22 protein-coding genes are annotated in these 25,805 nt (G+C 74.3%); 19 read left to right on the top strand and 3 right to left on the bottom strand.

The features are described 5' to 3' along the window. Positions 1–111: 111 nt before the first annotated feature. The 18 genes from ABT053_RS23715 to ABT053_RS23630 all read left to right on the top strand — a co-directional run bounded on the left by ABT053_RS23715 (position 112) and on the right by ABT053_RS23630 (position 21,094). Positions 112–1,383, top strand: coding sequence for an aminotransferase class III-fold pyridoxal phosphate-dependent enzyme (locus ABT053_RS23715; protein ID WP_350971376.1), 1,272 nt, complete (start codon positions 112–114; stop codon positions 1,381–1,383). Then, positions 1,376–2,407: a Gfo/Idh/MocA family protein gene (locus ABT053_RS23710; RefSeq protein ID WP_350971374.1), complete on the top strand. Its 1,032-nt coding sequence runs from the start codon at positions 1,376–1,378 to the stop codon at positions 2,405–2,407. The genes ABT053_RS23715 and ABT053_RS23710 overlap by 8 nt, the downstream gene beginning before the upstream one ends. 41 nt (positions 2,408–2,448) lie before the next feature. Next, positions 2,449–4,206, top strand: coding sequence for an ABC transporter ATP-binding protein (locus ABT053_RS23705; RefSeq protein ID WP_350971373.1), 1,758 nt, complete (start codon positions 2,449–2,451; stop codon positions 4,204–4,206). Continuing rightward, positions 4,199–5,977, top strand: coding sequence for an ABC transporter ATP-binding protein (locus ABT053_RS23700; protein WP_350971371.1), 1,779 nt, complete (start codon positions 4,199–4,201; stop codon positions 5,975–5,977). Before ABT053_RS23705 ends, ABT053_RS23700 begins: the two co-directional genes overlap by 8 nt. Next, the gene (locus ABT053_RS23695; protein WP_350971370.1) at positions 5,974–6,531 is read left to right on the top strand and encodes an NUDIX hydrolase; all 558 of its coding nucleotides are present in this window, start codon (positions 5,974–5,976) and stop codon (positions 6,529–6,531) included. The genes ABT053_RS23700 and ABT053_RS23695 overlap by 4 nt, the downstream gene beginning before the upstream one ends. A 4-nt stretch (positions 6,532–6,535) precedes the next feature. Next, entirely contained in the window at positions 6,536–7,426 is an 891-nt protein-coding gene (gene hisG, locus ABT053_RS23690; RefSeq protein ID WP_350971369.1) for an ATP phosphoribosyltransferase, read from the top strand. Positions 7,427–7,559: 133 nt separating this feature from the next. Continuing rightward, positions 7,560–8,441 (top strand): HAD hydrolase family protein, encoded by an 882-nt coding sequence (locus tag ABT053_RS23685; protein ID WP_350971368.1) that lies wholly within the window; start codon positions 7,560–7,562, stop codon positions 8,439–8,441. Between the two features lie 53 nt (positions 8,442–8,494). Further along, complete coding sequence (locus tag ABT053_RS23680) at positions 8,495–9,538, top strand: BMP family lipoprotein (protein ID WP_350971366.1); 1,044 nt, start codon at positions 8,495–8,497, stop codon at positions 9,536–9,538. Beyond that, the gene (locus ABT053_RS23675; RefSeq protein WP_350971365.1) at positions 9,535–11,064 is read left to right on the top strand and encodes an ABC transporter ATP-binding protein; all 1,530 of its coding nucleotides are present in this window, start codon (positions 9,535–9,537) and stop codon (positions 11,062–11,064) included. The genes ABT053_RS23680 and ABT053_RS23675 overlap by 4 nt, the downstream gene beginning before the upstream one ends. Before the next feature lie 59 nt (positions 11,065–11,123). Further along, a complete protein-coding gene (locus ABT053_RS23670) occupies positions 11,124–12,260 on the top strand; it encodes an ABC transporter permease (protein ID WP_350971363.1) in 1,137 nt (378 codons plus the stop codon). Continuing rightward, on the top strand, positions 12,257–13,474 hold the full coding sequence (locus ABT053_RS23665) for an ABC transporter permease (protein WP_350971361.1): 1,218 nt from the start codon (positions 12,257–12,259) through the stop codon (positions 13,472–13,474). The genes ABT053_RS23670 and ABT053_RS23665 overlap by 4 nt, the downstream gene beginning before the upstream one ends. 2 nt (positions 13,475–13,476) lie before the next feature. Beyond that, the gene (locus tag ABT053_RS23660; protein ID WP_350971359.1) at positions 13,477–15,642 is read left to right on the top strand and encodes a N,N-dimethylformamidase beta subunit family domain-containing protein; all 2,166 of its coding nucleotides are present in this window, start codon (positions 13,477–13,479) and stop codon (positions 15,640–15,642) included. 1 nt (position 15,643) lies between these two features. Beyond that, positions 15,644–16,555, top strand: coding sequence for a 6-phosphogluconolactonase (locus tag ABT053_RS23655; protein ID WP_350971358.1), 912 nt, complete (start codon positions 15,644–15,646; stop codon positions 16,553–16,555). Further along, entirely contained in the window at positions 16,531–17,484 is a 954-nt protein-coding gene (locus ABT053_RS23650; RefSeq protein ID WP_350971357.1) for a PfkB family carbohydrate kinase, read from the top strand. The genes ABT053_RS23655 and ABT053_RS23650 overlap by 25 nt, the downstream gene beginning before the upstream one ends. Then, positions 17,481–18,206 carry a GntR family transcriptional regulator gene (locus tag ABT053_RS23645; RefSeq protein ID WP_350971355.1) on the top strand — a complete coding sequence of 242 codons (726 nt, stop codon included), beginning with the start codon at positions 17,481–17,483 and terminating at the stop codon, positions 18,204–18,206. Before ABT053_RS23650 ends, ABT053_RS23645 begins: the two co-directional genes overlap by 4 nt. A 124-nt stretch (positions 18,207–18,330) precedes the next feature. Continuing rightward, positions 18,331–19,329, top strand: coding sequence for a nucleoside hydrolase (locus ABT053_RS23640; RefSeq protein WP_350971353.1), 999 nt, complete (start codon positions 18,331–18,333; stop codon positions 19,327–19,329). Further along, positions 19,326–20,078, top strand: a complete 753-nt coding sequence (locus tag ABT053_RS23635) for a helix-turn-helix transcriptional regulator (RefSeq protein ID WP_350971352.1) — start codon at positions 19,326–19,328, stop codon at positions 20,076–20,078. The genes ABT053_RS23640 and ABT053_RS23635 overlap by 4 nt, the downstream gene beginning before the upstream one ends. 74 nt (positions 20,079–20,152) lie before the next feature. Beyond that, a complete protein-coding gene (locus tag ABT053_RS23630) occupies positions 20,153–21,094 on the top strand; it encodes a 2OG-Fe(II) oxygenase family protein (protein WP_350971351.1) in 942 nt (313 codons plus the stop codon). 204 nt (positions 21,095–21,298) lie between these two features. On the opposite strand, the gene ABT053_RS23625 is transcribed toward ABT053_RS23630, so the two are convergent. Next, a complete protein-coding gene (locus ABT053_RS23625; protein WP_350971350.1) occupies positions 21,299–22,411 on the bottom strand; it encodes a hypothetical protein in 1,113 nt (370 codons plus the stop codon). Positions 22,412–22,517: 106 nt separating this feature from the next. Beyond that, positions 22,518–23,264 carry a phosphotransferase family protein gene (locus tag ABT053_RS23620; RefSeq protein ID WP_350971348.1) on the bottom strand — a complete coding sequence of 249 codons (747 nt, stop codon included), beginning with the start codon at positions 23,262–23,264 and terminating at the stop codon, positions 22,518–22,520. Between the two features lie 267 nt (positions 23,265–23,531). Here ABT053_RS23620 and ABT053_RS23615 point away from each other — a divergent pair, with 267 nt between their 5' ends. Next, the gene (locus ABT053_RS23615) at positions 23,532–24,146 is read left to right on the top strand and encodes an MBL fold metallo-hydrolase (protein ID WP_350971346.1); all 615 of its coding nucleotides are present in this window, start codon (positions 23,532–23,534) and stop codon (positions 24,144–24,146) included. Positions 24,147–24,309: 163 nt separating this feature from the next. On the opposite strand, the gene ABT053_RS23610 is transcribed toward ABT053_RS23615, so the two are convergent. Next, positions 24,310–25,791, bottom strand: coding sequence for a cryptochrome/photolyase family protein (locus ABT053_RS23610; protein ID WP_350971345.1), 1,482 nt, complete (start codon positions 25,789–25,791; stop codon positions 24,310–24,312). Positions 25,792–25,805: the final 14 nt, after the last annotated feature.

Here is a 25,805-nt window from a genome sequence, read left to right as displayed (position 1 = left end):
TTATTACGGCGTTGTAAACCTAGAAGAAAGTTCACCTTGACCCTCCTCCGAGGCCGCCGCTACGGTCTCGGAAATTAAGCGCATGATCTTATTCACGATTTCCGGGGAGGGATGAGGGTCTTGTCGCAAAATGAGCGAATAGCTCACTCGAAGATCACTCGTAAGTTCCGGTCCGAAGGCCGCCAGCTCCTGTTCACGCAGGGGAAGGGGGGTGAGGTATCGGACGCGAACGGGATGACGTACATCGACTTCGTCATGGGATACGGGCCGGTGATAATCGGCCACTCGGACGAACTCTTCAATGAAATTCTGAGCGGCTATCTCGGTAACGGCGTGATGATGCCGGGCTACACGACCTTCCACGCGGAGTACCTGGAGCGGCTGCTCGGCGAGCGGACCGGAGACCGCGGCGCGTTCTTCAAGACCGCCTCCGAGGCGGTCACCGCGACCCTGCGGCTGGCCGCGATGCGCAACGGCCGGCTGGGGGTGGTGCGCAGCGGTTACATCGGCTGGCACGACGCGCAGATCGCCAATTCCCTGAAATGGCACGAGCCGCTGCACTCGCCGCTGCGCGGGAAACTGCGCTACACCGAGGCGATGCGCGGCATCGGCGACACCGAGCCCGCGGTGAACTGGGTGGACCTGCGGCTGGAGTCGCTGGCCGAGATCCTGGACCGCCACCGCGACCGGCTGGGCTGTTTCGTCTTCGACGCCTACCTGGCCTCGTTCACCACGCCCGAGGTGCTGCGGCGGGCCGTCGCGATGTGCCGGGACGCCGGCCTGCTGACCGTCTTCGACGAGACCAAGACCGGCGGCCGCATCTCGCCGCTCGGCTACGACCACGACCACGCCATCGGCTCGGACCTCACCGTGATCGGCAAGGCGCTGGCCAACGGGGCGCCGCTCAGCCTGGTGGTGGGCGACGCCGAGCTGCTGGCCGACGCCGAACGGGCCCGGCTCAGCGGCACGTTCTCCAAGGAGATGATCGCCGTGTACGCGGCGCTGGCGACGCGCGACATACTGGAAAAGCCCATCGGCGACGCGCCGGACGGCTGGGCCGAGATCGGCCGGATCGGCACGCAGGTGGCGGCCACCCTGACCGCGGCGGCCGAGGACGCCGGCGTGGCGGCCCTGGTCGGCGCCCGCCCCGTCCTGGGCGGCGGGATGTTCGAGCTGGTCTACCACGACGACGCGCTGCTGGGCGACAAGGCCCGGCGTGAGGCGCTGCTCGCCGCGCTCACCGGCGCCGGCATCCTGCTCCTCGAGGGGCACCCGTCGTTCGTCAGCCTGGCTCACCGGGAGGTCGACCCGGACGAGCTGCGCGGCCGGGCGCGCCGCGCCTTCGAGCAGTGGAGCGCGACCGTGGAGGCCGGCCGTGACTGACCTCCCGCGCCTCGCCCTGGTCGGCTGCGGCCGGCAGATGCGCCAGAACCTCCTGCCGTTCCTCCAGCGCGCACGCGGCAACCGGATCGTGGCCTGCGTCGACCCCGACCTGTCCCTGGCCAAGGAGCTGCAGGAGGAGTCCGGGGCCGCGGTCTGCGCCGACTCGATCGAGGCGCTCGACCTCGACACCGTGGACGCGGCCGTCATCGCGGTGCCGCCCGAGCCGTCGTACCGGCTCACCCGCCAGCTGGTGGAGGGCGGCGTCGACTGCTTCGTGGAGAAGCCGGCCGGGCCCTCGACGCCCGCGTTGCAGGACCTGCACCACGTCGTGGACCGCAGCGGCAGGCACGTCCAGGTGGGCTTCAACTTCCGGTACGCCGAGACGTTGCAGCGGCTGCACGAGCTGAGCCGCGACGCCCGCGCGACCTCGTGCTCGGTGACGATCGACTTCTACAGCCGTCATCCCTCGGCCCCGCAGTGGGGCGTGGACACGACGCTGGAGGCGTGGATCCGGCACAACGGGGTGCACGCCCTGGACCTGGCCCGCTGGTTCACCCCCTCCCCCGTCGTCCAGGTGGACGCGCACGTCATCCCGGGCGAGGGCGACCGCTTCCAGGTGAACGTGTTCGTCCGGCACCGCGACGGGTCCCTGTCGACGCTGCGGATGGGCAACCACGTCAAGCGGTTCCTGGTGGGCGTCACGGTGCAGGGCATGGACGGCAGCCGCTACAGCGCGCCCTCCCTGGAGCGGGTGACCCTGGACCTGGCCGACGGCCTGCCGCTGGGCCAGGAGCTGCACGGCACGAAGAACCTCGACCACGGCTGGGGCCGGAGCGGCTTCGGGCCGGAGCTGGAGGCGTTCGTGGCGTCCTGCCGGGGCGACGCCGCCCGTCCGGACGGCACGCCGTCGGTCGCCGACGCGCTCGCCGCCTCCGTGCTGGCCGACCAGGTGATGGAGGAGATCGACCGGGCCGGCAAGAACGGCCTGGGACACCTGACGGACACGGTCCAGGCCTCCGCGTAGGCCGGCCGGTGACCACGGAGGAACCGACGACGGAGGAGTCCATGGGCCAGACGCGACCGGCAGGCCGGGCCGGGAGGGCACGGCCGGTCGCGTCACCGGCGGTGCTCGGATGGATCGCCGTCCGGCTGCGCGCGCACCGGCCGCTGCTGCTGGTGTTCACCGTGGCGGCGGTGGCGGCGAACGTGTGCACGACGCTGGTGCCGGTCCAGATCGGCGCGGCGTTCGCCGAGGCGACCGGCGGGCGCGCCGACCTCGGCGTGCTGGCCGCGGCGGCGGTCGCCGCCGCGCTGCTGGCGGCCGGCCGGTTCGCCGCCGACCTGCTGTCGCACGGCTCGATGGAGGTCGTCGCCCAGCGGGTCAAACGGGACGTGCGCGACGAGCTGTACCGCAGCCTGCTCGCCAAGCGCATGTCGTTCCACGACCAGCAGCGCGTCGGCGACATCATGGCCCGCGCCATCAACGACGCGCGGCTCGTCGACTACATGTTCAGCCCGGGCACCGCCACCGCGTTCAACGCGCTGCTGGCCCTGGCGGTGCCGATCGTGTTCATCGCCTCGATGGACGCGCAACTCCTGCTCGCCCCCTGCGCGCTGATCGTGGTGTTCGCGGTCGCGCTGCGCCGGCACCTGCGGCGGCTGCAGCCGCTGACGATGCGCATCCGGGAGGCGTTCGCCGACCTGAACGAGCGCTTCTCCACCACCCTGGCCGGCATCGCCACCGTGAAGGCGGCCACCCAGGAGGAGCACGAGCGGCTCGCGTTCCGGCGGGCCGCCGCCGCCTACCGGGACGCCTTCGTGCGGCGCGGCCGGGCGCAGGCCGTCTACCTGCCCGCGCTCAGCTTCGCCGTCGCGATGGCCGTCGGCGCCCTGCACTCCCTCTACCTGTACGGCCAGGGCGGGCTGACGCTCGCGCAGGTCGTCACCTACCTGGGCTGGCTGGTGTCGCTGGCGCAGCCGGTCACCCTGTCGGAGCAGGCCGTGCCGGTCGTCCAGGAGGGACTGGCCGCCGCCGCCCGGATGCGGCACATCATCGACGGGCCCGGCGACCTGGAGGAGACCACCGGCGTCACGACGGCCGTCGAGGGCGCGATCACCTTCGACCGGGTGACCCTGCGCCACGACGGCAGGGACATCCTGCGCGACGTGTCCTTCCACCTGCCCGCCGGGCGCACGCTGGCCGTCGTCGGCCCCACCGGCAGCGGCAAGAGCATGTTGCTGAAACTCGTCGGCCGCATGTACGACGCCGACGAGGGGCGGGTGCTGGTCGACGGCCGGGACGTGCGCGACTGGGAGCCGGGCGCGCTGCGCCGCCAGATCGGCCACGTGGACCAGGAGATCTTCCTGTTCTCCAAGAGCGTGCTGGACAACATCGCCTTCGGCGCGCCCCCCGGGACCGCCGCCGACGAGGACGTCAAGCGCGTCGCCAAGCTGGCCTGCGCCGACGAGTTCGTCCAGGCGATGGAGCACGGCTACGCCACCGTCCTGAACGAGGGCGGCACGACGCTGTCCGGCGGCCAGCGCCAGCGGCTCGCCATCGCCCGCGCGCTGCTCACCGACCCGCGCGTCCTCACCCTGGACGACGCGACCAGCGCGATCGACGCGAGCACGGAGGCGACCATCACCGAGGCGATCGAGCGGGCGACCACCGGCCGCACCACCGTGCTGGTCTCGCACCGTCCGGGCCAGATCCGGCGCGCGGACCTCATCCTGCTGCTGGACGCGGGACGCGTCGCCGACCTCGGCGGGCACGACGAGCTGATGGCGCGCTGCGCGCTCTACCGGGAGATCTACAGTGACTGACCTGTTCGCGGGCCTGCACGCCGACTCGTACGACCGCGTGTACGGCAACCGCCGCCTCCTGGGCCGCATCCTGACCTACCTGCGCACCCAGCGCGCCACGATGCTGGGCTGCGCCGTCCTCGTCGTGGGCTCGGCCCTGCTGACCGCCTCGGTGCCCGTCGTGATCGCGCAGCTGATCGACGAGGTCGGCGGCGGGGCCGGGCTGGGCCTGTGGCTGTGCCTGTTCGTCGTCGCCGCCGCGGTGCTGGCGTGGGTGATGAACTGGGCGCGCCAGGCCGTCACCGCCCGGCTGGTCGGCGACATGGTCTACCGGCTGCAGTGCGAGGCCGCCGACGCCGCGCTGGACAAGGACGTCGCCTTCCACGACGACAACTCCGTCGGGCGGGTGCTCAGCCGGGTCACCGGCGACACCGAGGGCTTCGGCTCGGTGATGACGCTCACCCTGAACCTGCTCAGCCAGTCGCTGCTGGTCCTGCTGCTCGGCGGCGTGGTGTTCTGGACCGACCCGGGCCTGGGCCTGATCATCCTGGCCGCGCTGCCGTTCCTGCTGGGCACCGCGCTCGCCTTCCGCCGGATCGCGCGCACCGCGGCGGCCGCCACCCGGCGGGTGATGGCCAAGGTCAACGCCAACGTGCACGAGTCGATGATGGGCATCGCCGTCGCCAAGAACTTCGGCCGCGAGCGGACCGTGTACGGCGACTTCGACGACGTCAACCGGCTGTCGTACCGGGTGTACGTGCGCCAGGGGCTCATCTACGCGGTCATCCTGCCGGTGCTGACCCTGCTGGCGGGGCTGGTGACGGCCGTGGTGCTCTACCAGGGCGGGCGTTTCGCGGTGCTCGGCCGGCTCTCGCCCGGCGAGTGGTACTTCGCGCTGCAGGCGCTCGGCATGCTGTGGCAGCCGGTCACCCAGGCGGCGGCGTTCTGGAGCCTGTTCCAGCAGGGGCTCGCCGCCGCGGAACGGGTGTTCGCGCTGATCGACGACCGCGGGTCGGTCGTCCGGCGGGGGCGGGAGCCGGTGCCCCGCCTGGACGGCGGGATCGAGGCGCGCGGCCTGCGTTTCGGCTACGGCTCCGGCGCCCCCGTCTTCGACGGGCTCGACCTGCGGATCCCCGCGCGCGAGACGGTGGCGATCGTCGGCCGTACGGGGAGCGGCAAGTCCACCCTCGCCAAGCTCATCGCCCGCGCGTACGACTTCCAGGACGGCGACCTGCTCGTCGACGGCCGCGACGTCCGCGCGCTCGACCTGACGGCCTACCGGCGGCGCGTCGGCGTCGTCCCGCAGCACCCGTTCGTGTTCGCCGGCACGCTCGCCGAGAACATCGCCTACGGCCGGCCCGGAGCGGACCTGGCCGACGTCGAGCGCGCCATCGACCGGATCGGGCGCCGGGTGTGGACGCGCAGCATGCCGATGTCCCCGCACGACCGGCTCGCCGACGGCGGCCGGGGGGTGTCGGTCGGGCAGCGGCAGCTCATCGCCGTGGCGCGGATGTTCGTGCGCGAGCCCGACATCGTGCTCCTGGACGAGCCGACCGCCAGCGTCGACCCCCTGACCGAGCGGGGCATCCAGAACGCGCTGACGCGGCTGTTCGCCGGGCGGACCGTCCTGGTCATCGCGCACCGGCTGTCGACCATCCGGCGGGCCGACCGGATCCTCGTCCTCGACGAGGGCCGGATCGCCGAGGACGGCCCCTTCGACGAGCTGCTGAGCCGCGACGGGCCGTTCGCCGCCCTGTACGCCACGTACTACGCCCACCAGGAGACGGCGTGACCGGCCCACCGCCGGACCGGCAGCCGCACCCGGCGCCGGGCCGGTGCGCGCCGCACCCGCCGGAGTTCGACGTGATCCAGCGGGAGGCCTCGGCCGAGGGCGTGCGCTGCGTGGTGGGCGCCGTCCTGGTCAACCCGCGCGGCGAGGTGTTCCTGCAGCGCCGCGCCCCGCACGTCCGGCTGTTCCCCGGCTGCTGGGACATCGTCGGCGGGCACGTGGAGGCCGGCGAGACGCTGTGCGCGGCGCTGGCCCGCGAGATCGCCGAGGAGACCGGCTGGCGCCTGGACCGGGCCGGCGACCTGGTCAAGGTGTTCGACTGGCAGGGCGGCGACGGCGTCCGGCGGCGCGAGATCGACGTGCTCGCCACCGTCACCGGAGACCTGGAACGGCCCCGGATCGAACGCGACAAGTTCGTCGAGGCCGGCTGGCTGGACGCGGCCCGGCTGCGCGCCCTGGCCGCCGGCGGCGGCGAGACCGGCATGATCGACCTCGCCCTGCGCGCCCTCGCCACGCGCTCCCTCAGGGAGAACGCCCCACCTACCTGGAGACGCTGACCACATGATCTCGCTCGCGCTGCCCAAGGGGTCCGCTCTGGAGCGGCCGGTCCTGAACCTCTTCGCCGCCGCAGGGCTCGGCGTGCGCCGGACCTCCGGCCGCAGCTACCGGGCGAGCATCGAGTACGGCGGCCCGATCCAGGTCGTCTTCTTCAAGCCCCGGGAGATCCCGCTGGTCCTGGAGAAGGGCGTCTTCGACTTCGGCGTCGCCGGCACCGACTGGATCGAGGAGACCGGCGCCAAGGTCGAGATCGTGGAGCCGGTGGCGGCGGGCGGCCCGTGGCGCCTGGTGCTGGCCGTACCGGCGGAGGGTCCCGGCGGCCTGTCACCGGGCGCCCGCGTGGCCACCGAGTTCCCCGACATCGGCCGGCAGTACCTGCGCAGCCGGGGACTGGCGGCCGAGGTGGTGCACTCCTACGGCGCGAGCCAGGCCAAGATCCCCGAGCTCGCGGACGCCGTCATCGAGGTGCTCGAACCGGGCGCGTCCCTCGCGCCGGACCTGCGGGTCGCCGACACGGTGCGCACCTGCGCGCCCAGGCTCGTCGCCGGGCCGCACGCCTGGCGCGACGCCCGCAAGCGCGCCCGGATCCAGCGGGTGGCCCGGCTGCTGGACTCGGTGCGGGCGGGGGCGGCGCACGTGCTGCTGACGGTGCGCACGTCGGCGCGCGAGCTGCCGCGCGTCGCGCCGGCGCTGCCCCCGCGGTCGTGGCGCGTCGGCGGCGACCCGCGCGAGGACGGCCTGGTGGTGGTGCAGGGGCTCGCGGCGCGGAGCGGCGTGGCCGAGACCATCGACGGCATCCTGGCCGCGGGCGCGGCCGACGTCGTGGCGTCCCCGGTCGGACGGGTCGCGACGCATCAGCCGGAGCCCCCTTCGCGGGAGCCCCGCCGGCCGTGAGGACGGCGGGTCGTGACCCGTCAGCCGGGGCGCCCGTCGCGGAAGCCCCGCCGGCCGTGAGGGCGGCCGGGTGGTGACCCATCAGCCGGGGCCTGTCGCGTGAGCCCCGCCGACCGTGAGGAGCGTGCCGCCCGTGGAACGCCGAATGATCGTCTGCGACCTGGACGGCACCCTGCTCGACTCGCGCGGCGAGCTGTCGGAGCGCACCCGCGCGGCCGTGCGCCGCGTCCGGGCGGACGGTCACGTGTTCGTCGTCGCGACGGCGCGGCCCGTCCGCGACACCCGGCACCTGGTCGCGGGCCTGAACGACGCGCCCGGCACGACCGGCACGACCGGCACTGCCAACGCAACCGGCACGACCGACGTGACCGGCACGACCGGCACGACCGGCACGGCCAACGCGACCATCGCGGTCTGCGGCAACGGCTCCGTCGTCTACGACTTCGCCCGCGACGAGGTGGTCGATCACCACCCGCTCGCCGAGGCGGACGTGGTGACGGCGCTGACGGCGCTGCGCGAACGGTTCCCCGGCATCCGGCTGGGCGCCGAGTGCCACCTGGAGCTGCTGCTGGAGGACGCCTTCGAGCTGGCCCCCGCGCTGGCCGGCGACGCCCGGCGGGTGCCGAGGCTGGAGGAGGCCATCGACCGGCACGGTGTCGGCAAGATCATGGTCCAGCTGGAGGGGGCGGCCCGCCAGTACTACGAGAGCGTGGGCGTGCTGCTGCCCGGGTGCGAGGTCACCGTGTCGGCGGACGTGTTCTGCGAGGTGACGCGCGCCGGGGTGACGAAGGCGGCGGCCCTGGAGGCGATGGCCGGCCGGCTCGGCTTCGGCCGCGCGGGGGTGATCGCCTTCGGCGACATGCCCAACGACCTGCCCATGCTGACCTGGTCGGGGACGGCGGTCGCGGTCGCCAACGCCCATCCGGCGGTGCTCGCGGTGGTCCACGAGGTGACCGCGTCCAACGACGACGACGGCGTCGCGGTCTGGCTGGAGCGGTTATCAGAGAAGCATTGACACTTGTCTGATGAGTACGCATTCTGGTCGGAGGTTCGGTTTGGGAGGTGCGTATGACCCGCCTGTTCATCCGGTTGTCGGCCGCTCTTTGCGTCCTGTTCACGCTCGCCGCCTGCGGGGGCGCGCAGGGCACCGCCCGGGAGGCGGGGGCGACCGGGGCCGCCTCCGCCGGTTCCGACCTGCGGGTGGGCGTCGCCTACAGCCGGGGCGGGCGCGGCGACAAGTCCTTCAACGACTCCGCCGGGGCGGGCGTCGACCAGGCCAAAGCCAAGCTCGGCGTCGGGGTCAAGGAGCTGAGCCCGAACGCGGCAGGCTCCGACCTGGAGGAGATCCTGCGCCTCCTGGCCGAGACGGGCCACAACCCCGTCCTGGCCGTCGGCTTCTTCTACGCCCAGCCGCTCACGAAGGTCGCGCCCGCGTACCCGAAGACGCACTTCGTCATCATCGACGACGCGACGGTGAAGCTGCCCAACGTCACCAACGTGGTGTTCCGCGAGGAGCAGGCCAGCTACCTGGTCGGGGCCGCGGCGGCGCTGAAGTCCGCCACCGGCCGGATCGGCTTCGTCGGCGGCGTGCAGACGCCGCCCCAGGAGAAGTTCCTCGCCGGGTACGCCGCCGGCGCCCGCGCGATCGACCCGAAGATCCGGCTGTCGAGCGTCTTCATGACGCAGCCGCCCGACTTCAGCGGGTTCTCCTCTCCCGACAAGGCGCGGGAGGCGGCCCGCGGCATGTACGACGGCGGCGCCGACGTCGTCTACCACGCGGCCGGCGCGTCGGGGCTCGGCGTCTTCCAGGCGGCCAAGGCGGCGGGCAAGTGGGCCATCGGCGTCGACGTCGACCAGCGCCGCACCGTCGGCAAGGACCTGTCCGACGTGATCCTCACCAGCGCCACCAAGCAGATCGACGTCGCGGTGCGGAGCATCATCGAGGAGGAGGCGGCGGGCAAGGCGGTCTTCGGGGTGCGCGAGTTCGGGCTCGACGAGGACGGCGTCGGCTACGCCACCACCGGCGAGGACCTCGCCGACATCCGGCCCCGGCTGGACGAGCTCAGAAAGAAGATCATCGCGGGCGAGATCGACGTCCCGGTCGTCCCGTGACGCGTCCCGAGATGGCCTCCTCCGGCACGGGTTCCCCCCCGGGCGTGCCGCTCGTCGAGCTGCGCGGCATCACCAAGCGCTACCCCGGCGTCACCGCCAACCGTGACATGAACCTCGTCGTGCGGCCGGGCCAGGTGCACGCCGTGGTGGGCGAGAACGGCGCCGGCAAGTCGACCCTCATGCGCATCCTGTACGGCGAGGAGCGGCCCGACTCCGGCGACCTGCTGCTCGACGGCGTCCCCGCGCGGTTCCGGTCGCCCGCCGACGCCATCGCGGCCGGCATCGGCATGGTGCACCAGCACTTCCTGCTCGCCGAGAACCTGACCGTGCTGGAGAACGTGGTCCTGGGCGCCGAGACCTCGCGCCGGGGGCTGCTCGACCGCCGCGCGAGCGGCCGTGCCCTGCGCGACCTCGGCGAGCGCTACGGCCTGGCCGTCGACCCCGGCGCCCGGATCGAGCACCTGGGCCTGGGCGAGCGGCAGCGGGTGGAGATCCTCAAGGCCCTGTACCGGGGCGCGCGCGTCCTCATCCTCGACGAGCCCACCACGGTGCTCGCGCCCGGCGAGGTGACGCGACTGTTCGCCAGCCTCGCCGAGCTGCGCGCGCGGGGCCTGGCCGTGCTGTTCATCTCGCACAAGCTCGACGAGGTGCTCAGCGTCTCCGACCACATCACCGTCATCCGCGCCGGCACCGCCGTGGGCGAGTTCGCCGCCGGTGAGGCCGACCCGGGCGTGCTCACCCGGCTCATCGCCGGTGGCGACCTGCCGCCCGCCGCGCGCGCCGGGCGCGCGGAGAGCGGCCCCGTCGTGCTGCGCCTGGAGGGCCTGCGCGCCGACGCCGTCCAGGAGGCCACCCTGGAGCTGGCCAGGGGCGAGATCCTGGGCATCGCCGGTGTCCAGGGCAACGGGCAGTCCGAGCTGATCGACGCGCTGGTGGGCACCCGCGAGATCACGGCCGGGACCGTGCGCCTCGGTGGCCGCGACGCCACCCGGCTGGGCGTGCGGCAGCGCCGCCGGCTCGGGCTGGCGTGCATCCCGGAGGACCGGCACCGCCACGCGCTGGCGCTGCCCGCCACGCTGTGGGAGAACGTGATGCTGGGCAGCGAGGACCTGCGCCGCCGCAGCCGGTGGCGCCTGGACCGCGCGGCCGCCCGGGAGGCCGCCGGGGAGATCGGCGCCCGCCTCGGCATCGGCGCGCCCTCCCCCGACGTCCCCGCCGCCGCGCTGTCCGGCGGCAACCAGCAGAAGCTCGTCGTCGGCCGGGCGCTGCGCGGCCGTCCCGAGGTGCTGCTGGCCGCCCACCCCACCCTCGGCGTGGACGTCGGCGCCCAGGCCGTCATCTGGGACCTGCTGCGCGACGCCCGGGACGCGGGCCTGGCCGTCCTGCTGGTCAGCGCCGACCTCGACGAGGTGCTCGCCCTGAGCGACCGCGTGCAGGTCATGCTGCGCGGCCGGCTGACGCCCGCCCTGCCGGCCGGTGAGCTGACCCCGGCGCGCCTGGTCCGGCTGATGACGGGGACGCGATGAACACGGGGCAGACAGCGAACACCGCGAACACGGGGCACACGGCGAACACCGCGAACACCGTGAACACTGCGAGGGCCCGGATCCGGGGGGTGCCGCGCGCGCTCGCCGCGCCGGCGCTCGCGCTGCTGCTGGCCCTCGTGGTGGCCACGGCGCTGCTGGCCGTGGCGGGCGCGTCGCCGGGCAGGACGTACCTGACGATGCTGGAGTTCGGCGCGCGGCCGGACTCGGTCGTCTCGGCCGTCAACCGGTCGGTCGTCTACTTCCTCGCCGGTCTCGCGGTGGCCGTCACGTTCCGCATGAACCTGTTCAACATCGGCGTGGAGGGCCAGTACCGCCTCGCCGCGCTGCTGGCCGCGGCCGTCGGCGCGGGCCTTGACCTGCCGACGCCCCTGCACGTGGCCGTCGTGTGCGCGGTCGCCGTGCTCGCCGGGGCCGCGTGGGCCGCGCTGGCCGCGCTGCTCAAGGTGTGGCGCGGCGTCTCCGAGGTGCTGTCGACGCTGCTGCTGAACTACGTCGCCACCGCGGTCGTGGCCTACCTGCTGGCCGAGGTGTTCGCCGCCGGCAGCACGACGGGATCGACCGCCGAGCTGCCGCCCTCGGCCCGCCTGCCCGAGCTGAACGGCCTGCTGGGCCTGGTGGGGGTGACGCTTCCCGGCGGCGCGAGCCTCGGCGGGGCCGTGCTCGGCGCCGTCGTCCTGGGCGTGGCCGTGCACCTGCTGCTCACCCGGACGCTGTTCGGGCACGACCTGCGGATGAGCGGGCTGAACCCCGCGGCGACCCGCGTGCACGGCGTCGAACCGCGCCGCATGGTCATCGTGACGATGCTCGTCTCTGGCGGGATCGCCGGGCTGGCCGGGCTGCCCCACCTGCTGGGCACCGCCTACCACTTCGGCCTGGACTTCCCGGCCGGGGCGGGCTTCACCGGCATCGCGGTGGCCCTCCTCGGCCGCAACACCCCGCTCGGCATCGCGCTGGCCGCCCTGCTCTTCGGCTTCCTGGAGCGGTCGGCGCTCATCCTCGACATCGAGGGCGTGCCCAAGGAGATCGTCACGATCATGCAGGGCGTCATCGTGATCAGCGTCGTGGTCGCGCACGAGGTGGTGCGCCGCGCCGACCGCCGGCGCGCCGCGCGGCTGGTGCGCGAGCGGGCCGAGCCGGACGCCACGCCGGCCCCGGTGGCGGGGAGGGTCCCGTGAACGCGCTGACGCGGCGGCTGGCACTGATCGCCCTCCTGGTGCTGCTGGCGGTGGCGGGCGTCCGCGTCCTCACCGGCGAGGCGCTCACCGGCTCCGGCATGGTCGGCGCCGCGCTCCGCCTCGCGGTGCCGATCGGGCTCGCCGGTCTGAGCGGGCTGTGGAGCGAGCGCGCGGGCGTCGCCAACCTCGGCATCGAGGGCATGATGATCATCGGGACGGTGTGCGGGGCGTGGGCGGGCCACTTCCACGGCGTCTGGGCCGGCGTGCTGGCCGGGATCCTGGGCGGCGCCGCCGCCGGACTGCTGCACGCCGTCGTCACCGTCACCTTCGGCGTCGACCAGGTGGTGTGCGGCATCGCCGTCAACATCCTGGCGGCGGGGGTGGCGCGCTTCCTGTGCGTCGTCGTGTTCACCGGCCTGCCCGGCGCCGGGGCCACCCAGTCGCCGCCCGTCACGGGCGACATCGGCACCGTCAGCATGCCGCTGCTCGCGGGCGGCGCGGGCACCGGCGACCTGCTGGGCGACCTGGAGCGCGGCGGCGTCTTCCTCCTCGCGGACACCGCAGGACTGCTGCGGGGGCTGCTGCACGAGGTGTCGTGGCTCACCGTGGCCGCCGTCGTGCTCGTCCCGGTCAGCGTCGTCGTCCTGTGGCACACCGCGTTCGGGCTGCGGCTGCGCTCGGCCGGGGAGCACCCGGCCGCGGCCGACTCGCTCGGCGTGCCGGTCCGGCGCATGCGCTACTGCGGGGTGCTGGTCTCCGGCGGGCTGGCCGGTCTCGCCGGCGCCTACCTCGTCACCGTCTCCTCCGGCCTCTACCAGGAGGGCCAGACCGGCGGGCGCGGCTTCATCGGGCTCGCCGCCATGATCTTCGGCAACTGGCGGCCGGTCGGCACGGCGGGCGGGGCGCTGCTGTTCGGCTACGCCGACGCCGTGCAGCTGCGCCAGGCGAGCGCCGTGCACACCCTGCTGCTGCTGGGCGCGGTGCTGGCGTGGGCGGCGGCGATCGCCCTCGCGCGGCGGCGGCCCCGCCTGGCGGCGGGCACGGCCCTGCTCGGCGCGGCCGCCTTCGTGGTCTTCGAGAGCACCGGCTCGGTGCCCAGCCAGCTCGTCTACGCCACGCCGTACCTGACCACGCTGCTGGTGCTGGCCACGGTCGCCCAGCGGCTGCGCATGCCCGCCTACGTCGGCCTGCCCTATCGACGGGGAGGTGCCTGACGATGGCGCACGTGCCCCAGACCCGGCTGCTGGCCTACCTGGACCGCTGGTCGGCGGCGCCCGGACAGCACGTGACCGTGCACGCGAGCGGGCCCGCCGGGGCCGCGGAGGTCGAGCTGACCGACCTGGTGGACCAGACCGCGCTCGGCCCGGCGACACCGGTCACCGTCGAGCCCCGGCGCATCCGGACCGGCTCCCACCTGGAGGCCGCCGGCGTGCCGGCGCCCGCCCGGGGCGGCGTCGCGGTGTGGCTGCGCCCGCACGAGCGCCGCGACGCCGGCGCCCGCCAGGTCGTGGCGGAGCTGGACACCGGCGGCTGGCGGCTGCTGGTCACCCTGGACGGGACCGGGCATCTCGATGCCGTCGTCGAGACCAGGTCCGGCTCCCTGCGCGTACGGTCCGGCCAGGCCCTCCCCTGCGGGTCGTGGTCCCTGCTGGCGGCCGCATGGGAGGCGGAGCCGTCCGGCACCCGGCTGCGCCTGGCCGTCCGGGGCGGCGTACGCGACGACGCCGCCGCGCACGGGGCGGACCTGCCGCTGCCTCCGGCGACCGCGACCCTGCGCCTCGGCGCGGGCGCGGGCCACGGCGACCCGTACGCCGGGCGCCTGGCGCTGCCCCTGCTGACCACGAACGCGCTCACCCCCGGCGACTGCGACGCCCTGGCGGGCCTGACCACCGGCCCGGCCCTCGCCCGGCACCTGGGCGCCGGCCTCGTCGCCCTGTGGGACCCGGCCGCCGATCCGGGCGCCCCCGCCGTCCCGGACGTCAGCGGCAACGGCCGGCACGCCCGCGCCGTCAACCGGCCGCTCGCCGGGCTCGCCGGCCCCGGCGGAGACGGCACCCGCAGTGCCCTGCAGCTCAGTCCCGAGGACCTGGACGACGCCCGCTGGCCGCGGACGTGCGCGGTGACCGTGCCCGCCGGCACCGGCTCGACCGTGCTCGGGGTGCGGGTGCGCGCCGGCGGCGACTCGTACGTCGTCCCGCTCGTCGTGCGCCCGGAAAGCCCCGCGGGCCCCGCGGGCCCGGCGGGCCCGGCGCGCACGGCCGGTCCGGCGCGCCCGGCCGCGGTCGTCCTGCCGACGTTCACCTACCTGGCCTACGCCAACCACCGCCAGTCCAGCGAGGCCGAGTACTTCGGCGACTACTCGCGGGTGACCGACCGGGGCATCGAGCTGTCCGGCACGGACGCCTACCTCAACGAGCACCGCGAGCTCGGCCTGTCCCTCTACGACCAGCGGCGCGAGGGCGGCCCCGTCTACCACTCCTCGGGGCGGCGCCCGGTGCTCAACCTCACGCCCGGCTACCGGTGGTGGATGACCGGGGCGCCCCGGCACTTCGCCGCCGACCTGCTGCTGCTGCGCTGGCTGCGCGCCGAGGGCTTCGCCTTCGACGTGCTGACCGACGAGGACGTGCACGCGGGCGGGGCCGCCCTGCTGGCCCGCTACCGCGTCGTGCTGACCGGCAGCCACCCCGAGTACGTCAGCGCGCCCGAACGCGAGGCCGTCGCGGCGTACGTGTCCGGCGGCGGGCGGCTCATGTACCTGGGCGGCAACGGCTTCTACTGGGTGACCGGCGTCGACCCCCGCCACCCGCACGCGATCGAGGTGCGCCGGGGCCGCACCGGCGCCTGGTGGGACAACGAGCCCGGCGAGGACGTCCTCACCTCCACCGGGGAGCCCGGCGGGCTGTGGCGCGAGCGCGGCCTGCCGCCCCAGGAACTGCTCGGCGTCGGCTTCGCCGCCCAGGGCTGGGGCCCGGCACCCGGCTTCACCCGCCTGCCCGACAGCTACCGCGCCGAGGCGGCCTGGGTGTTCGACGGCGTCACGGAACCGGTCGTCGGCCGCCACGGGCTCGCCCTCGGCGGCGCCGCCGGGGACGAGATCGACCGCGCCGACCCCGGCCTCGGCACCCCGCCCGGCACCCTGCTGCTCGCCACGTCCGCGGGCGGGCACAGCGGTCACTACCAGAACGCGCCGGAGGAGGCCCGCCTCGGCGCGGACGCCGTCCGCGCCGACATGACGTTGCGCCTGACCCGCGCGGGCGGTGCCGTCTTCGCCGCCGGATCCATCAACTGGGTGGCCAGTCTCGCCTGCTGCGACGGCGACGTCCGGCGCGTCACGCGAAACGTCCTGTCCCGGTTCCTTTCCCCGAAACCCACCGAGGAGTGACGTGACCGTCGTCAGGACAGAGGCGCACGCCTACCCCTATCCCCGCACCTCGGACGAGCTCACCGAGGAGCACCTGAGCATGCCCGCCGCGTCGCTCGCGGCGATCGCGCGGTACCCGGTGACCGTGCATCCGGACACCAAGGCCCTCTACCAGCGGCTGGCGCGCGAGATGGCCGACGAGCTGCGCGACAACAACCTGCGCGGCGAGCCCACCCGCTGGATCCTGCCCGTCGGCCCCAAGGCGCACTACCCGCTCCTGGCGCGCATCTGCAACCGGGAGCGCATCAGCTGGGCCGACGTGCACGCCTTCCACATGGACGAGTTCCTCGACTGGCAGGGCCGCCCCGTCGAGCCGTCGCACCCGTTCAGCTTCCGCGGCTACTGCGACCGCAACCTCTACCAGCTGCTGGACCCCGGGCTGCGCCCCCACCCGGCCAACGTCGTCTACCCCGACGTCCTGGACCCCGACGCGTACGGCGCCCGCCTACGCGAGGTCGGCGGGGCCGACACGTGCTTCGCCGGCTTCGGCTTCCGGGGGCACCTGGCCTTCAACGAGCCGCCCTCGACCCGCTGGCACCGGTACACCGTCGAGGAGTTCGCCGCCTCCACCACCCGGGTCGTCACCCTGCTCGACGACACGCTCGTGGCCCTTTCCAACCGCCTGACCGGCGGCTACACCCAGGCCATCCCGCCGATGGCCATCACGCTGGGCATGGCGGAGATCCTCTCGGCCCGGCGGCTGCACCTCATCACCGACGGCGGCGCCTGGAAGCGGTACATCGTCCGCGTGCTGCTGCTGACGACCGAGCCGGAGGTGCTGCTCCCGGTCACGCTGGCGCACCGCCACCCCGACGTGCGCGTCTCGGTGGACGCCGACAGCATCGCCCCGTGCGCGCTGGGGCTGGGCGCATGACCGTGCTCGCCCTCGGCGCCTACACCCTGGACCTCTACATGTTCGGCGACCGCCTGCCGGTGGCCGGCGAGAGCGTCAACGCCGCCGAGTACGCCACCGCGCACGGCGGCAAGGCGGTGAACGTGGCGGTCGCGGCGGCCCGGCTCGGCGCGCCCGCGCGCTTCGTCGGCTGCCTGGGCGACGACGCCGACCGGCTGGCGGCGCTGGAGGCGCTGCGGGCCGACGGCGTCGAGGTGGGCGACTGCGCGGTCGCCGAGGGGGTGGCCACCGGGCGCAGCTTCGTCTACGTCGACGGCACGGGGCGGCAGATCGTGATGACCTGGCCGGGGGCGGCCGACCTGCTGGACCCGGCGCGGGCGGCCGCCACGGCGGCGCGGCTGCCCGCCGGGTCGGTGCTCGTCCTGCAGGGCGAGATCCCGGTGGCGACCTCGTGCGCGGCGGCGGCGGCCGTCCCGCCCGGGGTCCGCGTCCTGGTCAACCCCAGCCCGGCCAGGGCGTTCCTCGGCACCGGCGGGGCGGACCTGCTGAGCCGCGCCGACGTGGTGGTGCTCAACGAGGGGGAGCTGAGCGTGCTGACCGGCGGCCACGCCGCGAACTCGCCGGAGTCGCTGCGCCCCCGTACGAGAGGGGGCGCCGTGGTCGTCACCCGGGGCGAGCGGGGAGCCGGGGTGAGCGACGATCACGGCACTATGCTGGTCGACGCACCCCGCGTGGACGCCGTCGACACGACCGGAGCGGGCGACGCCTTCACCGGCGCGCTGGCAGCCGCCCTGCGCGCCGGCGTGAGCCTGGCGGCCGGGGTCGGACTCGCCTGCCGGGTGGCCGCCGTCTCGGTCACGCGACGTTTCTGCGCGCCCAGTTACCCGTCCGCGGGAGAGCTCGGCCTCGCCCCTCTCCACGGTCCACCGGCGCAGGAGATATCCGCATGACACCACGACCGCACACCCTGGCCATCAGGATCCGCGACCGGCTCCGCCTGCTCATCGTCGAGCAGGGCCTGCGCCCGGGTGACAAGCTGCCGTCGGAGAACGAGCTGATGAGCCTGTTCGACGCGGGCCGTACCAGCATCCGCGAGGCGTTCAAGCTCCTGGAGCAGGAGGGCGTCATCCAGGCGCGCCACGGTGACGGCCGCTACCTCACCGCGCAGCCGAGCCTGGACCGCCCGCTGACCCGCCTCGAAGGCGTGACGGAGATGCTCGCCAGCCGCGGCTTCACCGCCGACGACACCGTCCTGGACGTCGCGTCGGCCGAGCCGGACCGCCACCAGCGCGAGGTGCTGCGGATGGCGCCCGGCGAGACGATCGTGCGCCTGGAGCGGCTGCGCCGCCACCGGGACGACGCGCTGCTCTACTCGATCGACCTGTTCCCGCGCCAGCTCGTCCCCCTGCCGATGGACGAGGTCGACTGGTCCGGGTCGCTGTTCCAGCTCCTCACCGAGCACGGCCACACGATCGCGTACGCGGTCACCCAGGTCCGCGCCGTCACCCTCGACGCGGCGCAGGCCGAGCGCATCGGCGGCACCGAGGCCGGAGGCGCGTGGCTGCTGCTCATCCAGACCCACCACGACAGCGCGGGGCGGCCCCTGCTGTTCTCGCAGGACTACCACCGCGGCACCGACTTCTCCTTCCACCTGGTGAGGCGCCGTGACTGACCCCCCTGTAAGCGGCACCGCGACCGGCGCCACCGGCGCCGTAACCGGCGCTGTGACAGGCGCTGTGACCGGCCCACCGAACGGCCCCGTGAACGGCGCCGCGACCGGCGCTGTAAGCGACCCTGTGGCCGGCGCCGCGCCCGGTGCCGTGACCGGCGCGCGGCGCCGCCACGTCCTGTTCGACCACGACGGCGCGCCCGACGACCTGCTGGCGCTGCTGCTGCTGACCCGCTACGAGAACGTCGACCTGCGCGGTGTCGCCGTCACCCCGGCCGACTGCCTGCCCGCGCCCGGCCTGTCGGCCACCCGCAAGATCCTCGCTCTGATGGGCCGGGACGTGCCGACGGCGCTGGGCGTGCTGCCGGGCCGCAACCCGTTCCCGCTCGCCTGGCGGATCGACGCCCTGCGGGCGGACGCGCTGCCCGTGCTCAACCAGCGCGGCCACACCGTCCCGGCCGGGGACGCGCCCCCGGCGCACGAGCAGCTCGCCGCCTGGCTGGCGCAGGCGCCCGGACCGGTCACCGTGCTGGCCACCGGCCCGCTGACCAACCTCGCCTGGTGCCTGGAGCACCATCCCCGGCTCGCGGCGCGGATCGAGGAGATCGTGTTCATGGGCGGCGCCCTGGACGTCGCGGGCAACGTCCACCAGCCCGGCCACGACGGCACCGGCGAGTGGAACGTCTACTGGGACCCCGACGCCGTCAAGCGCGTGTTCGACTCCGACGTGCCGATCACCATGTTCCCGCTGGACGTGACCAACCGGGTGCCGGTGACCGCCGGCTTCGCCGAGACCTTCGGCCGCGCGTACGGCGAGCAGGTGAGCGACCTGGCCGGGTCGCTGCTGGCGCTCACCTTCGGCACGCTGGAGACCACCGGGCTGCCCTACTGCTGCTGGGACAGCCTCACCACGTCCTACCTCGCCGACCAGGACATCTGCACCTTCGAGACGGTGCGCTGCGATGTCGTGACCCGGAGCGCGAGCCAGGGACGAATCGTACGAAGTGCCGGTGGACGCGCGGTCCGCTGCGCCCGGTCGGTCGACGCGGACCGGTTCTACCGGCACTTCCTCACCACTCTCGCCCCGCGGGCGATGACCTCAACCACAGAGAGGATCATGCGATGAGCAGGAGCACGATGGACGCGGGCGAGCGGATCGCCGCGTCTCTTTGCGTCCGCCGCCGGGTCCTGTCCGTCTTCTGGCTGGCAGAGGACGAGATCTCCTTCTACGGACTGCCGCTGATGCTCCGCCGGGTACCGCACGTGGTCAGGGCGAGGGTCGGCCGGAGCGTGGCGGAGGCCGGCCAGGCGCTCGGCGGAGGGGACTTCGACGTGGTGGTGCTGCCGGTCGCGGCGGTGCCGCAGGTGATGGCGTCCGCCGGTGCGCTCCGCGGCCGGACCAGGGTGCTGGCGCTGACGCGGACCGAGGAGGCGCGCCACCTGTCCTCCCTGGCCGGTGACCACGGTGTCGACGGCTGCCTGCCGTGGGACGTGGTCAACGTCGCCGGATTGTCCGACGCCTTCGCGCACCTGCTCAGCGGCGACCCGCCCGCCTCCCCCGCCCCGCCGGTCGTTCCCGTCGTACCGGCCGCGTCGGCTGTGCCAGCCGGGTCGCTGTCCGAGCCCGCCGGCGCCGAGCTGACCGACCGGCTGACCGAACGCGAGCACACGGCGCTGACCCTGCTGCTGCGCGGGATGAGCAACAACCAGATCGCCCGCGCCATGGGCATCTCGATCCACGGCGTCAAACGGCACGTCTCGAACCTGCTCGTGAAGTTCGACTGCTCCAACCGGACGGAGGTGGCGCTGGTCGCGCAGCGGCTGGGACTCAGCTCCGCCACCGGCGTCCCACGCGTCAACCCGGCGGTCAGGTGAAGGACGGCGCCGCTGCCCTTCCCGATACGCATATTGCCCGCACCCCGAAGTGACCGAAGAGAAGTGGAGCGACAATGGACGTCCCCCCCATGGAACTCAGTGGTCGCGTTCCCATCGTGCGCGCCGACGAGCTCGACGCCGACATGGAGAAGGCGGCGGAGGCCATCAGGACGCAACTGACCGACTGGGGCTTCATGGCAGCCGAGGTCCCCGGCATCGGCGCGCGCGTCCGCACCATGATGGAGGAGTTCGCGTCGGCGTGCCGGTCGTCGGAGCCGAGGCTGGCCGACTACGCGCAGTCGTCGGTGCCCCAGCTGTCCGTCGGCGGCACGCACGGGTTCTTCCCGTACAACTCCGAGATCCCGCGCCTGGCCAACGGCGTACCCGACCCCAAGGAGTTCATCCACGTCAGCGGGGCGCTGCTGGCCGACCAGCCGCCCGGTGCCGGTGACGTCATGCGCGCCTTCCCGGCGTTCGGGGCGGCCGCGGCCGACGTGTTCGACACCGCGTTCCGGCTCATCTCCCTGTTCGGCGAGGTCGTCCGCGGCATGCTGCCGCCCGGCACTCCCGAGCTGGACCTGTCGCGCGAGGCCACGAACCTGCGGGTGATCCGCTACCGGGACGTGGGCGACCGCGAGGTGCTGGCGCACGAGCACTCGGGCATCCAGATGCTCGGGCTGCAGCTGCCGCCCTCCGACCAGGGGCTGCAGTACGTGCTGCACGACGGCACCTGGGTGGAGCCGGTGATCGCCGGTACGGACGTGGTCCTGTGCAACATCGGCCGGATGCTGACGAGCGCCTCCAACGACCGCTTCCGGCCGTCGACGCACCGGGTGCACACCAAGCCCATGCCGGCCGGCTACGAACGCCTGTCGTCGGTGCTGTTCGCCTACCCGCCGCACAAGGCACCCCAGTGGAAGATGGTCGACGGTGAGGTGACGATGCTCGACGCGACCTGGGGCGACTTCATCGACAACCGGTTCAAGGGCCTGGGCGACCCGCAGCCGTCGTCCTGACGAGACCTCCCGGATCGGGGTGGACGCGACGTCCGCCCCGATCCGGGAGGCTCTCCCGGCCCGCGGCGATCACCGGCCAGAACCGTGGCCCGTGACCCGTGAGCCGTGGTCGGTGACCCGTGGCCCGTGGCCGGTGGCCCGTGGCCGGTGGCCCGTGATCCGTGGCCGTAGGACGCCGGCCGTCACCGTCCCGGGCACCGGAGATCACCTGCCCGCCTCGTTCTCAGGGGCCGGCCGGAGGGCGAGGAGACGGCCGATGGTCTGCTGCGCGGTCTCCTCGCGCCGCTCGGCGGCCTGGGCGCGGTGTTCGGTCTGCCGCAGCGCCTGTCGCAGGTCCTCCAGCCGGGCGTCGGCCACCGCGGTCGCGGTCCGCGCCTCGTCGCGCTGGGCCCGGGTCCGCCGCAGGTCCTCGCGTTCGGCGGCGAGTTCCTCGCTCAGCCGGGTGACGTGCGCGGTGAGCTCCTCGCGCACCCGGCCGGTCTCGGCGCGAGCCGTCTCGGCCGCCCGCCGCGCCTGCTCCCGGGCGGTCTCGGCGCGTTCGGCGCGGCCACCGGCGGCCTCCAGGCCGGCGCGGGCCTGGTCGAGGTCGGCGGTGCGGTCGGCCAGCGCGTTTCGCAGGGTGGCGATCTGCCGGTCGTGCTCGTCGGCCACGGCCGCGGCCTGGCGGCGTTCGGCGTCCAGGACCCCCTGCAGGGCGTCGCGTTCGGAGGTGGTCCGCCGGACGGCCCGCTCGGCGGCCGCGGCGCGTTCGCCGGCCGCGGTGGCGTCCTGCCGGGCTCGGGCGCGTTCGGACTCGTGCTCGCCGGCCGCGCGCCAGGCCGCCCGCTCGGCGTCCTCGGCGCGCTGTTGCGCCGCGACGGCCCTCTCCCCCGCGGTGACGGCCGCCTGGGCCTTGTGCCGGGCGTCGGCGGCGCGCTGCTCGGCGGCCGCGGCGGCGGCGCGGGCCTCTTCCGCGGCCTGCTCGGCGGCGTCGATCTGGGTGAGCACGCCGGCGGTCGCGGCGCCCAGCGCCTCACCGAACGCGGCCAGCTGGGCGCTCCACCGCTCGCCCGCGGCCAGCAGCTCGCCGCTCAGCGCGCCGGTGCGGCGCAGGGCCTCGGTGACCGCCGGGGTGTGGGCGGCGGTGCGGGCGCGGTGCGCGGCGGCGCGGCAGGCGTCCCCGCAGTACAGGGCGGGCCGGCCCCCTCGACGGCCACCGCGGCCCGGCGGCTCCAGCCGGTTGGCGCATCCCGAGCGGGCGCACATCCGTCCCGGACCAGGATCATCGTGACTTCCGGCCGGGGAGGGCTCGAAGGCGTGGGGAGGGCCGTCGCTCACCCGCGAAGGGTAACACCGTACCGTTCGCGAACGATCAAGCTTCAAACGTACGGGACGGAATCGAGAGGATCGGCGCGCTCTGACCAGGCTCGCGGCAGGCGCGGCCTCACAGCCGGGATCTCAGCACGTCGACCTCACAGCCCGGCGCGAACGGGTCGAAGCCGTGCTCGACCAGCCAGCGAACCACCAGCAGGCTGCGCAACGACCACCACGCGCGGATCACGTCGAGGTCGACGCCGGTGCCGTAGCCGGCGACGACGTCGCCGAGGTGTTCCTCGTGTCCGAGCGTCAGGGTGGCGAGGTCGAACAGGGCGTCACCCCGGCCCGCCTCGGACCAGTCGATGATGCCCGTGATCCCGTCGCCGTCGACGAACACGTGAGCGACCTGCAGGTCGCCGTGCGTGAACACCGGAGCCCACGGCCGGAGCGCGGCCTCGGCGACCTGGCGGTTGCGGGTGACCAGGCCGGCGGGCAGGACGCCGTTCGTCACGAGCCACTCGCACTCACCGTCGAGCTCCGCCGCCAGCTCGCCGAGGCCCCGGCCGGCCTGGCCGCGCCTGGGCGGCAACGGCGCGTCGTGCAACCTCCGGACGGCGGCGCCCGCCGCGGCCCACGCCGCCGGGGACGCGGCCGACGGCTCGCCGAGGCGGCCGAGTGCCGTCCCCGGGACCGCGGCGATCGCGAGCACCGGCGGCTTGTGCCACAGGACCTTCGGGGTCGGGACCGGCGCCAGGGCCATCGCCTCGACCTCGGCCTCGAGGCGCGCCCGATCGGCGTCCACCTTCAGGAACACGTCGCCGACGCGCAGGGTCGCGCGCTCGGAATGGGCGACGATCATTTCGACCTCATCCATGGGCGACCAGTATCCCGGGGGTGATCGCCGGCGTCACCGGGTTTACCGCGTGCGATCGCGTACCGCCGCCGAGCGGCCTCGTGCGCGACACCGGCCGCCGGCCAGGGCGGATTCACCGCTTTCGCCAGGAGCCCCGAGGGACGGGAGGAGATCGGGGGTTTCGCGGAGGGCGGCGCTCGTCGTCACCGGTCTCATGACGAGACCGGTCGCCTCGGCCTCGGATTCCAGCAGGGAAGCGGCCTTTTGGGCAGTCGATAGGGTGATCCGGTGATACTTACGAAATTCGGGCACGCCTGTGTGCGCGTGCAGGACGGCGATCGAACGCTGGTGATCGATCCGGGCACCTTCTCCGGGGCGGAGACCGCGCTGTCCGGCGCCACGGCCGTGCTCGTCTCGCACGAGCACGCCGACCACCTCGACGTCGAGGCGCTCAGGGCGGCCCGGGCGCGCAACCCCGCGCTGACCGTCCACACCCATGCGGCGCTGGCCGCGGAGCTCGGCGAGGGAGCGGTCGCGGTCGCCGCGGGCGAGACCTTCACCGCCGCCGGCTTCACCGTGAAGGCCGTCGGCGGCGAACACGCCGAGATCATCGACGGCCTGCCCGGCTGCCCGAACCTCGGCTTCCTCGTGGACGGCCTCTACCATCCGGGGGACTCCTTCTTCGTGCCCTCCGAGGAGGTCGAGACCCTGCTGGTCCCGGCGTCCGGGCCCTGGGTGAAGATCGGGGAGGCCATCACCTTCGTGCGAGACGTCCGGCCCGCGCGGGCGTTCCCGATCCACGACATCCACCTCAGCGGGATCGGCCTGGAGTACTTCGACGCGTGGCTCGAAGCGGAGACCGACTACGCCCGGATCCCGGCAGGCACGTCCGTCGATCTCTAGGCCGCCCGTTCCAGGCGTCCGACGCCGACCGGGCAGGACGCGACGGCGCCGGAACGGGAGTCCCGCCAGTGGCGCCGTGATCGGCCAGGACTCCGGCGGTCCGGACACCTCCGGCCTCGATGAAGCGGGGCGGTCATGTACGGGTACCGCACCCCGGCCGGGGTCAGGGGGGCGCGTCGCCGCGCGCGGCCTCCTGGGCGCACACCTCGTCCAGGTCGTCGAGCCGCCGCATGCCGTGCACGCCGCGGGCCGTGCGCGGGTTGGCGGCCAGCCACTCCTCGTTGCGGGCGAAGAACCACCAGTAGCCCGCGGTGAACGGGCAGGCGTCCTCGCCGGTCCGCCGGGAGGGCCGGTAGCGGCAGGGCGCGCAGAAGTCGCTCATGCGGTTGATGTACGCGCCCCCGGCCGCGTACGGCTTGGTCGCCAGCATGCCGCCGTCGGCGTGCTGCGACATGCCGATCACGTTGGGCACCATCACCCAGTCGTACCCGTCGACGAAGCAGCGGTGGAACCACTCGGTCAGCCGCGCGGGGTCGTACCCCCGCTGGAGCGCGAAGTTCCCGAACACCATCAGCCGGACGATGTGGTGGGCGAACCCGGTGTCGCGCACCTGGGCGAGCGCCCACGACAGGCAGCGCGCCTCGACGGCGCCGGCGTCCAGCTCCTCGAACCAGGCGGGCGGCGCGACGCGGGCCGACAATCGGTTGAGGTCGCGGTAGTCCTCGCCGAAGTACCAGTACAGGTGCCAGATGTAGTCGCGCCAGCCGATGAGCTGCCGCACGTACCCCTCGACGCTCGCGAGCGGGGCGTGGCCCGCCCGGTAGGCGGCCTCGGCGGCCCGCACGCACGTCATGGGGTCGAGCAGCCCGAGGTTGATGGCGGGCGAGAGCATGCTGTGCGCCATGAACGGGTCGCCGGTGAGCATCGCGTCCTGGTACGGGCCGAAGGCGGGCAGCCGGTGGCGGACGAAGCGCCGCAGCGCGTCGCGGGCCTCCGCGGCGGTGGCGGGGAACAGGCGCGGGCCGTCGCGCCCGACGAAGGACACCTCGCCGTCGCGTTCCCACCGGTCGAGGTCGTGGCGCACCCGCTCGTCGATCTCGTCCTCCTCGGCCGTCCACGGGCCGGGCACGTCCAGCCCTCCGGCGGGCGGCGGCTCGCGGTTCTCCGCGTCGAGGTTCCACCGGCCGCCGGCGGGCTCGTCGCCGTCCATGAGCACGTCCAGGCGGCGCCGGGCGTCGCGGTAGAAGTCCTCCATGAGCAGCCGGTGGCCCTCCCTGCTCCCGGCCCAGGCGGCGAACTCCTCCGCGGTGCTGGTGAACCCGCGCGAGGGCAGGACGGTCACCTCGGCGCGGCTCCGGACGAACGCGTCGGCCGCGTGGCTGGTGGGCCCGCAGACGGTGAACCGGCCGCCGGCGCGGTCGAGCGCCTCGCCGAAGGTGCCGGTGCGCAGGAACAGCGCGCGGTCGCCCAGTTCGGCTGCCCGGTGCCGCAGCGCCGAGAGCACCAGGTGCGCCTTCTGCCGGTGGTAGCGCCGCCGCCGCAGCGCCGACCTGGCCTCGACCAGCAGCACCGGCTGGTCGTCGGAGTCGAGGAAGTGGTCCCCGAGCTGATCGGCGAAGAGCCATCGCCTGCCGTTTTCCCCCATGTCGTCATCTTGAC

Source organism: Streptosporangium sp. NPDC002524, from assembly GCF_040295985.1.
In the GTDB taxonomy this organism is placed as follows: Bacteria; Actinomycetota; Actinomycetes; order Streptosporangiales; family Streptosporangiaceae; genus Streptosporangium.
Note: the sequence above shows the minus strand (reverse complement) of the source record. Positions and strands in the feature narration are given on the sequence as shown.

What these genes read in the sequence shown, in the direction of transcription:
- ABT053_RS23715 (WP_350971376.1), top strand. Translation starts at nt 112, where the DNA reads ATGAGGGTCTTGTCGCAAAATGAGCGAATAGCTCACTCGAAGATCACT.
- ABT053_RS23705 (WP_350971373.1), top strand. Translation starts at nt 2,449, where the DNA reads ATGGGCCAGACGCGACCGGCAGGCCGGGCCGGGAGGGCACGGCCGGTC.
- ABT053_RS23620 (WP_350971348.1), bottom strand. Translation starts at nt 23,264, where the DNA reads ATGGATGAGGTCGAAATGATCGTCGCCCATTCCGAGCGCGCGACCCTG.
- hisG (WP_350971369.1), top strand. Translation starts at nt 6,536, where the DNA reads ATGATCTCGCTCGCGCTGCCCAAGGGGTCCGCTCTGGAGCGGCCGGTC.
- ABT053_RS23645 (WP_350971355.1), top strand. Translation starts at nt 17,481, where the DNA reads ATGACACCACGACCGCACACCCTGGCCATCAGGATCCGCGACCGGCTC.
- ABT053_RS23610 (WP_350971345.1), bottom strand. Translation starts at nt 25,791, where the DNA reads ATGGGGGAAAACGGCAGGCGATGGCTCTTCGCCGATCAGCTCGGGGAC.
- ABT053_RS23635 (WP_350971352.1), top strand. Translation starts at nt 19,326, where the DNA reads ATGAGCAGGAGCACGATGGACGCGGGCGAGCGGATCGCCGCGTCTCTT.
- ABT053_RS23660 (WP_350971359.1), top strand. Translation starts at nt 13,477, where the DNA reads ATGGCGCACGTGCCCCAGACCCGGCTGCTGGCCTACCTGGACCGCTGG.
- ABT053_RS23680 (WP_350971366.1), top strand. Translation starts at nt 8,495, where the DNA reads ATGACCCGCCTGTTCATCCGGTTGTCGGCCGCTCTTTGCGTCCTGTTC.
- ABT053_RS23630 (WP_350971351.1), top strand. Translation starts at nt 20,153, where the DNA reads ATGGACGTCCCCCCCATGGAACTCAGTGGTCGCGTTCCCATCGTGCGC.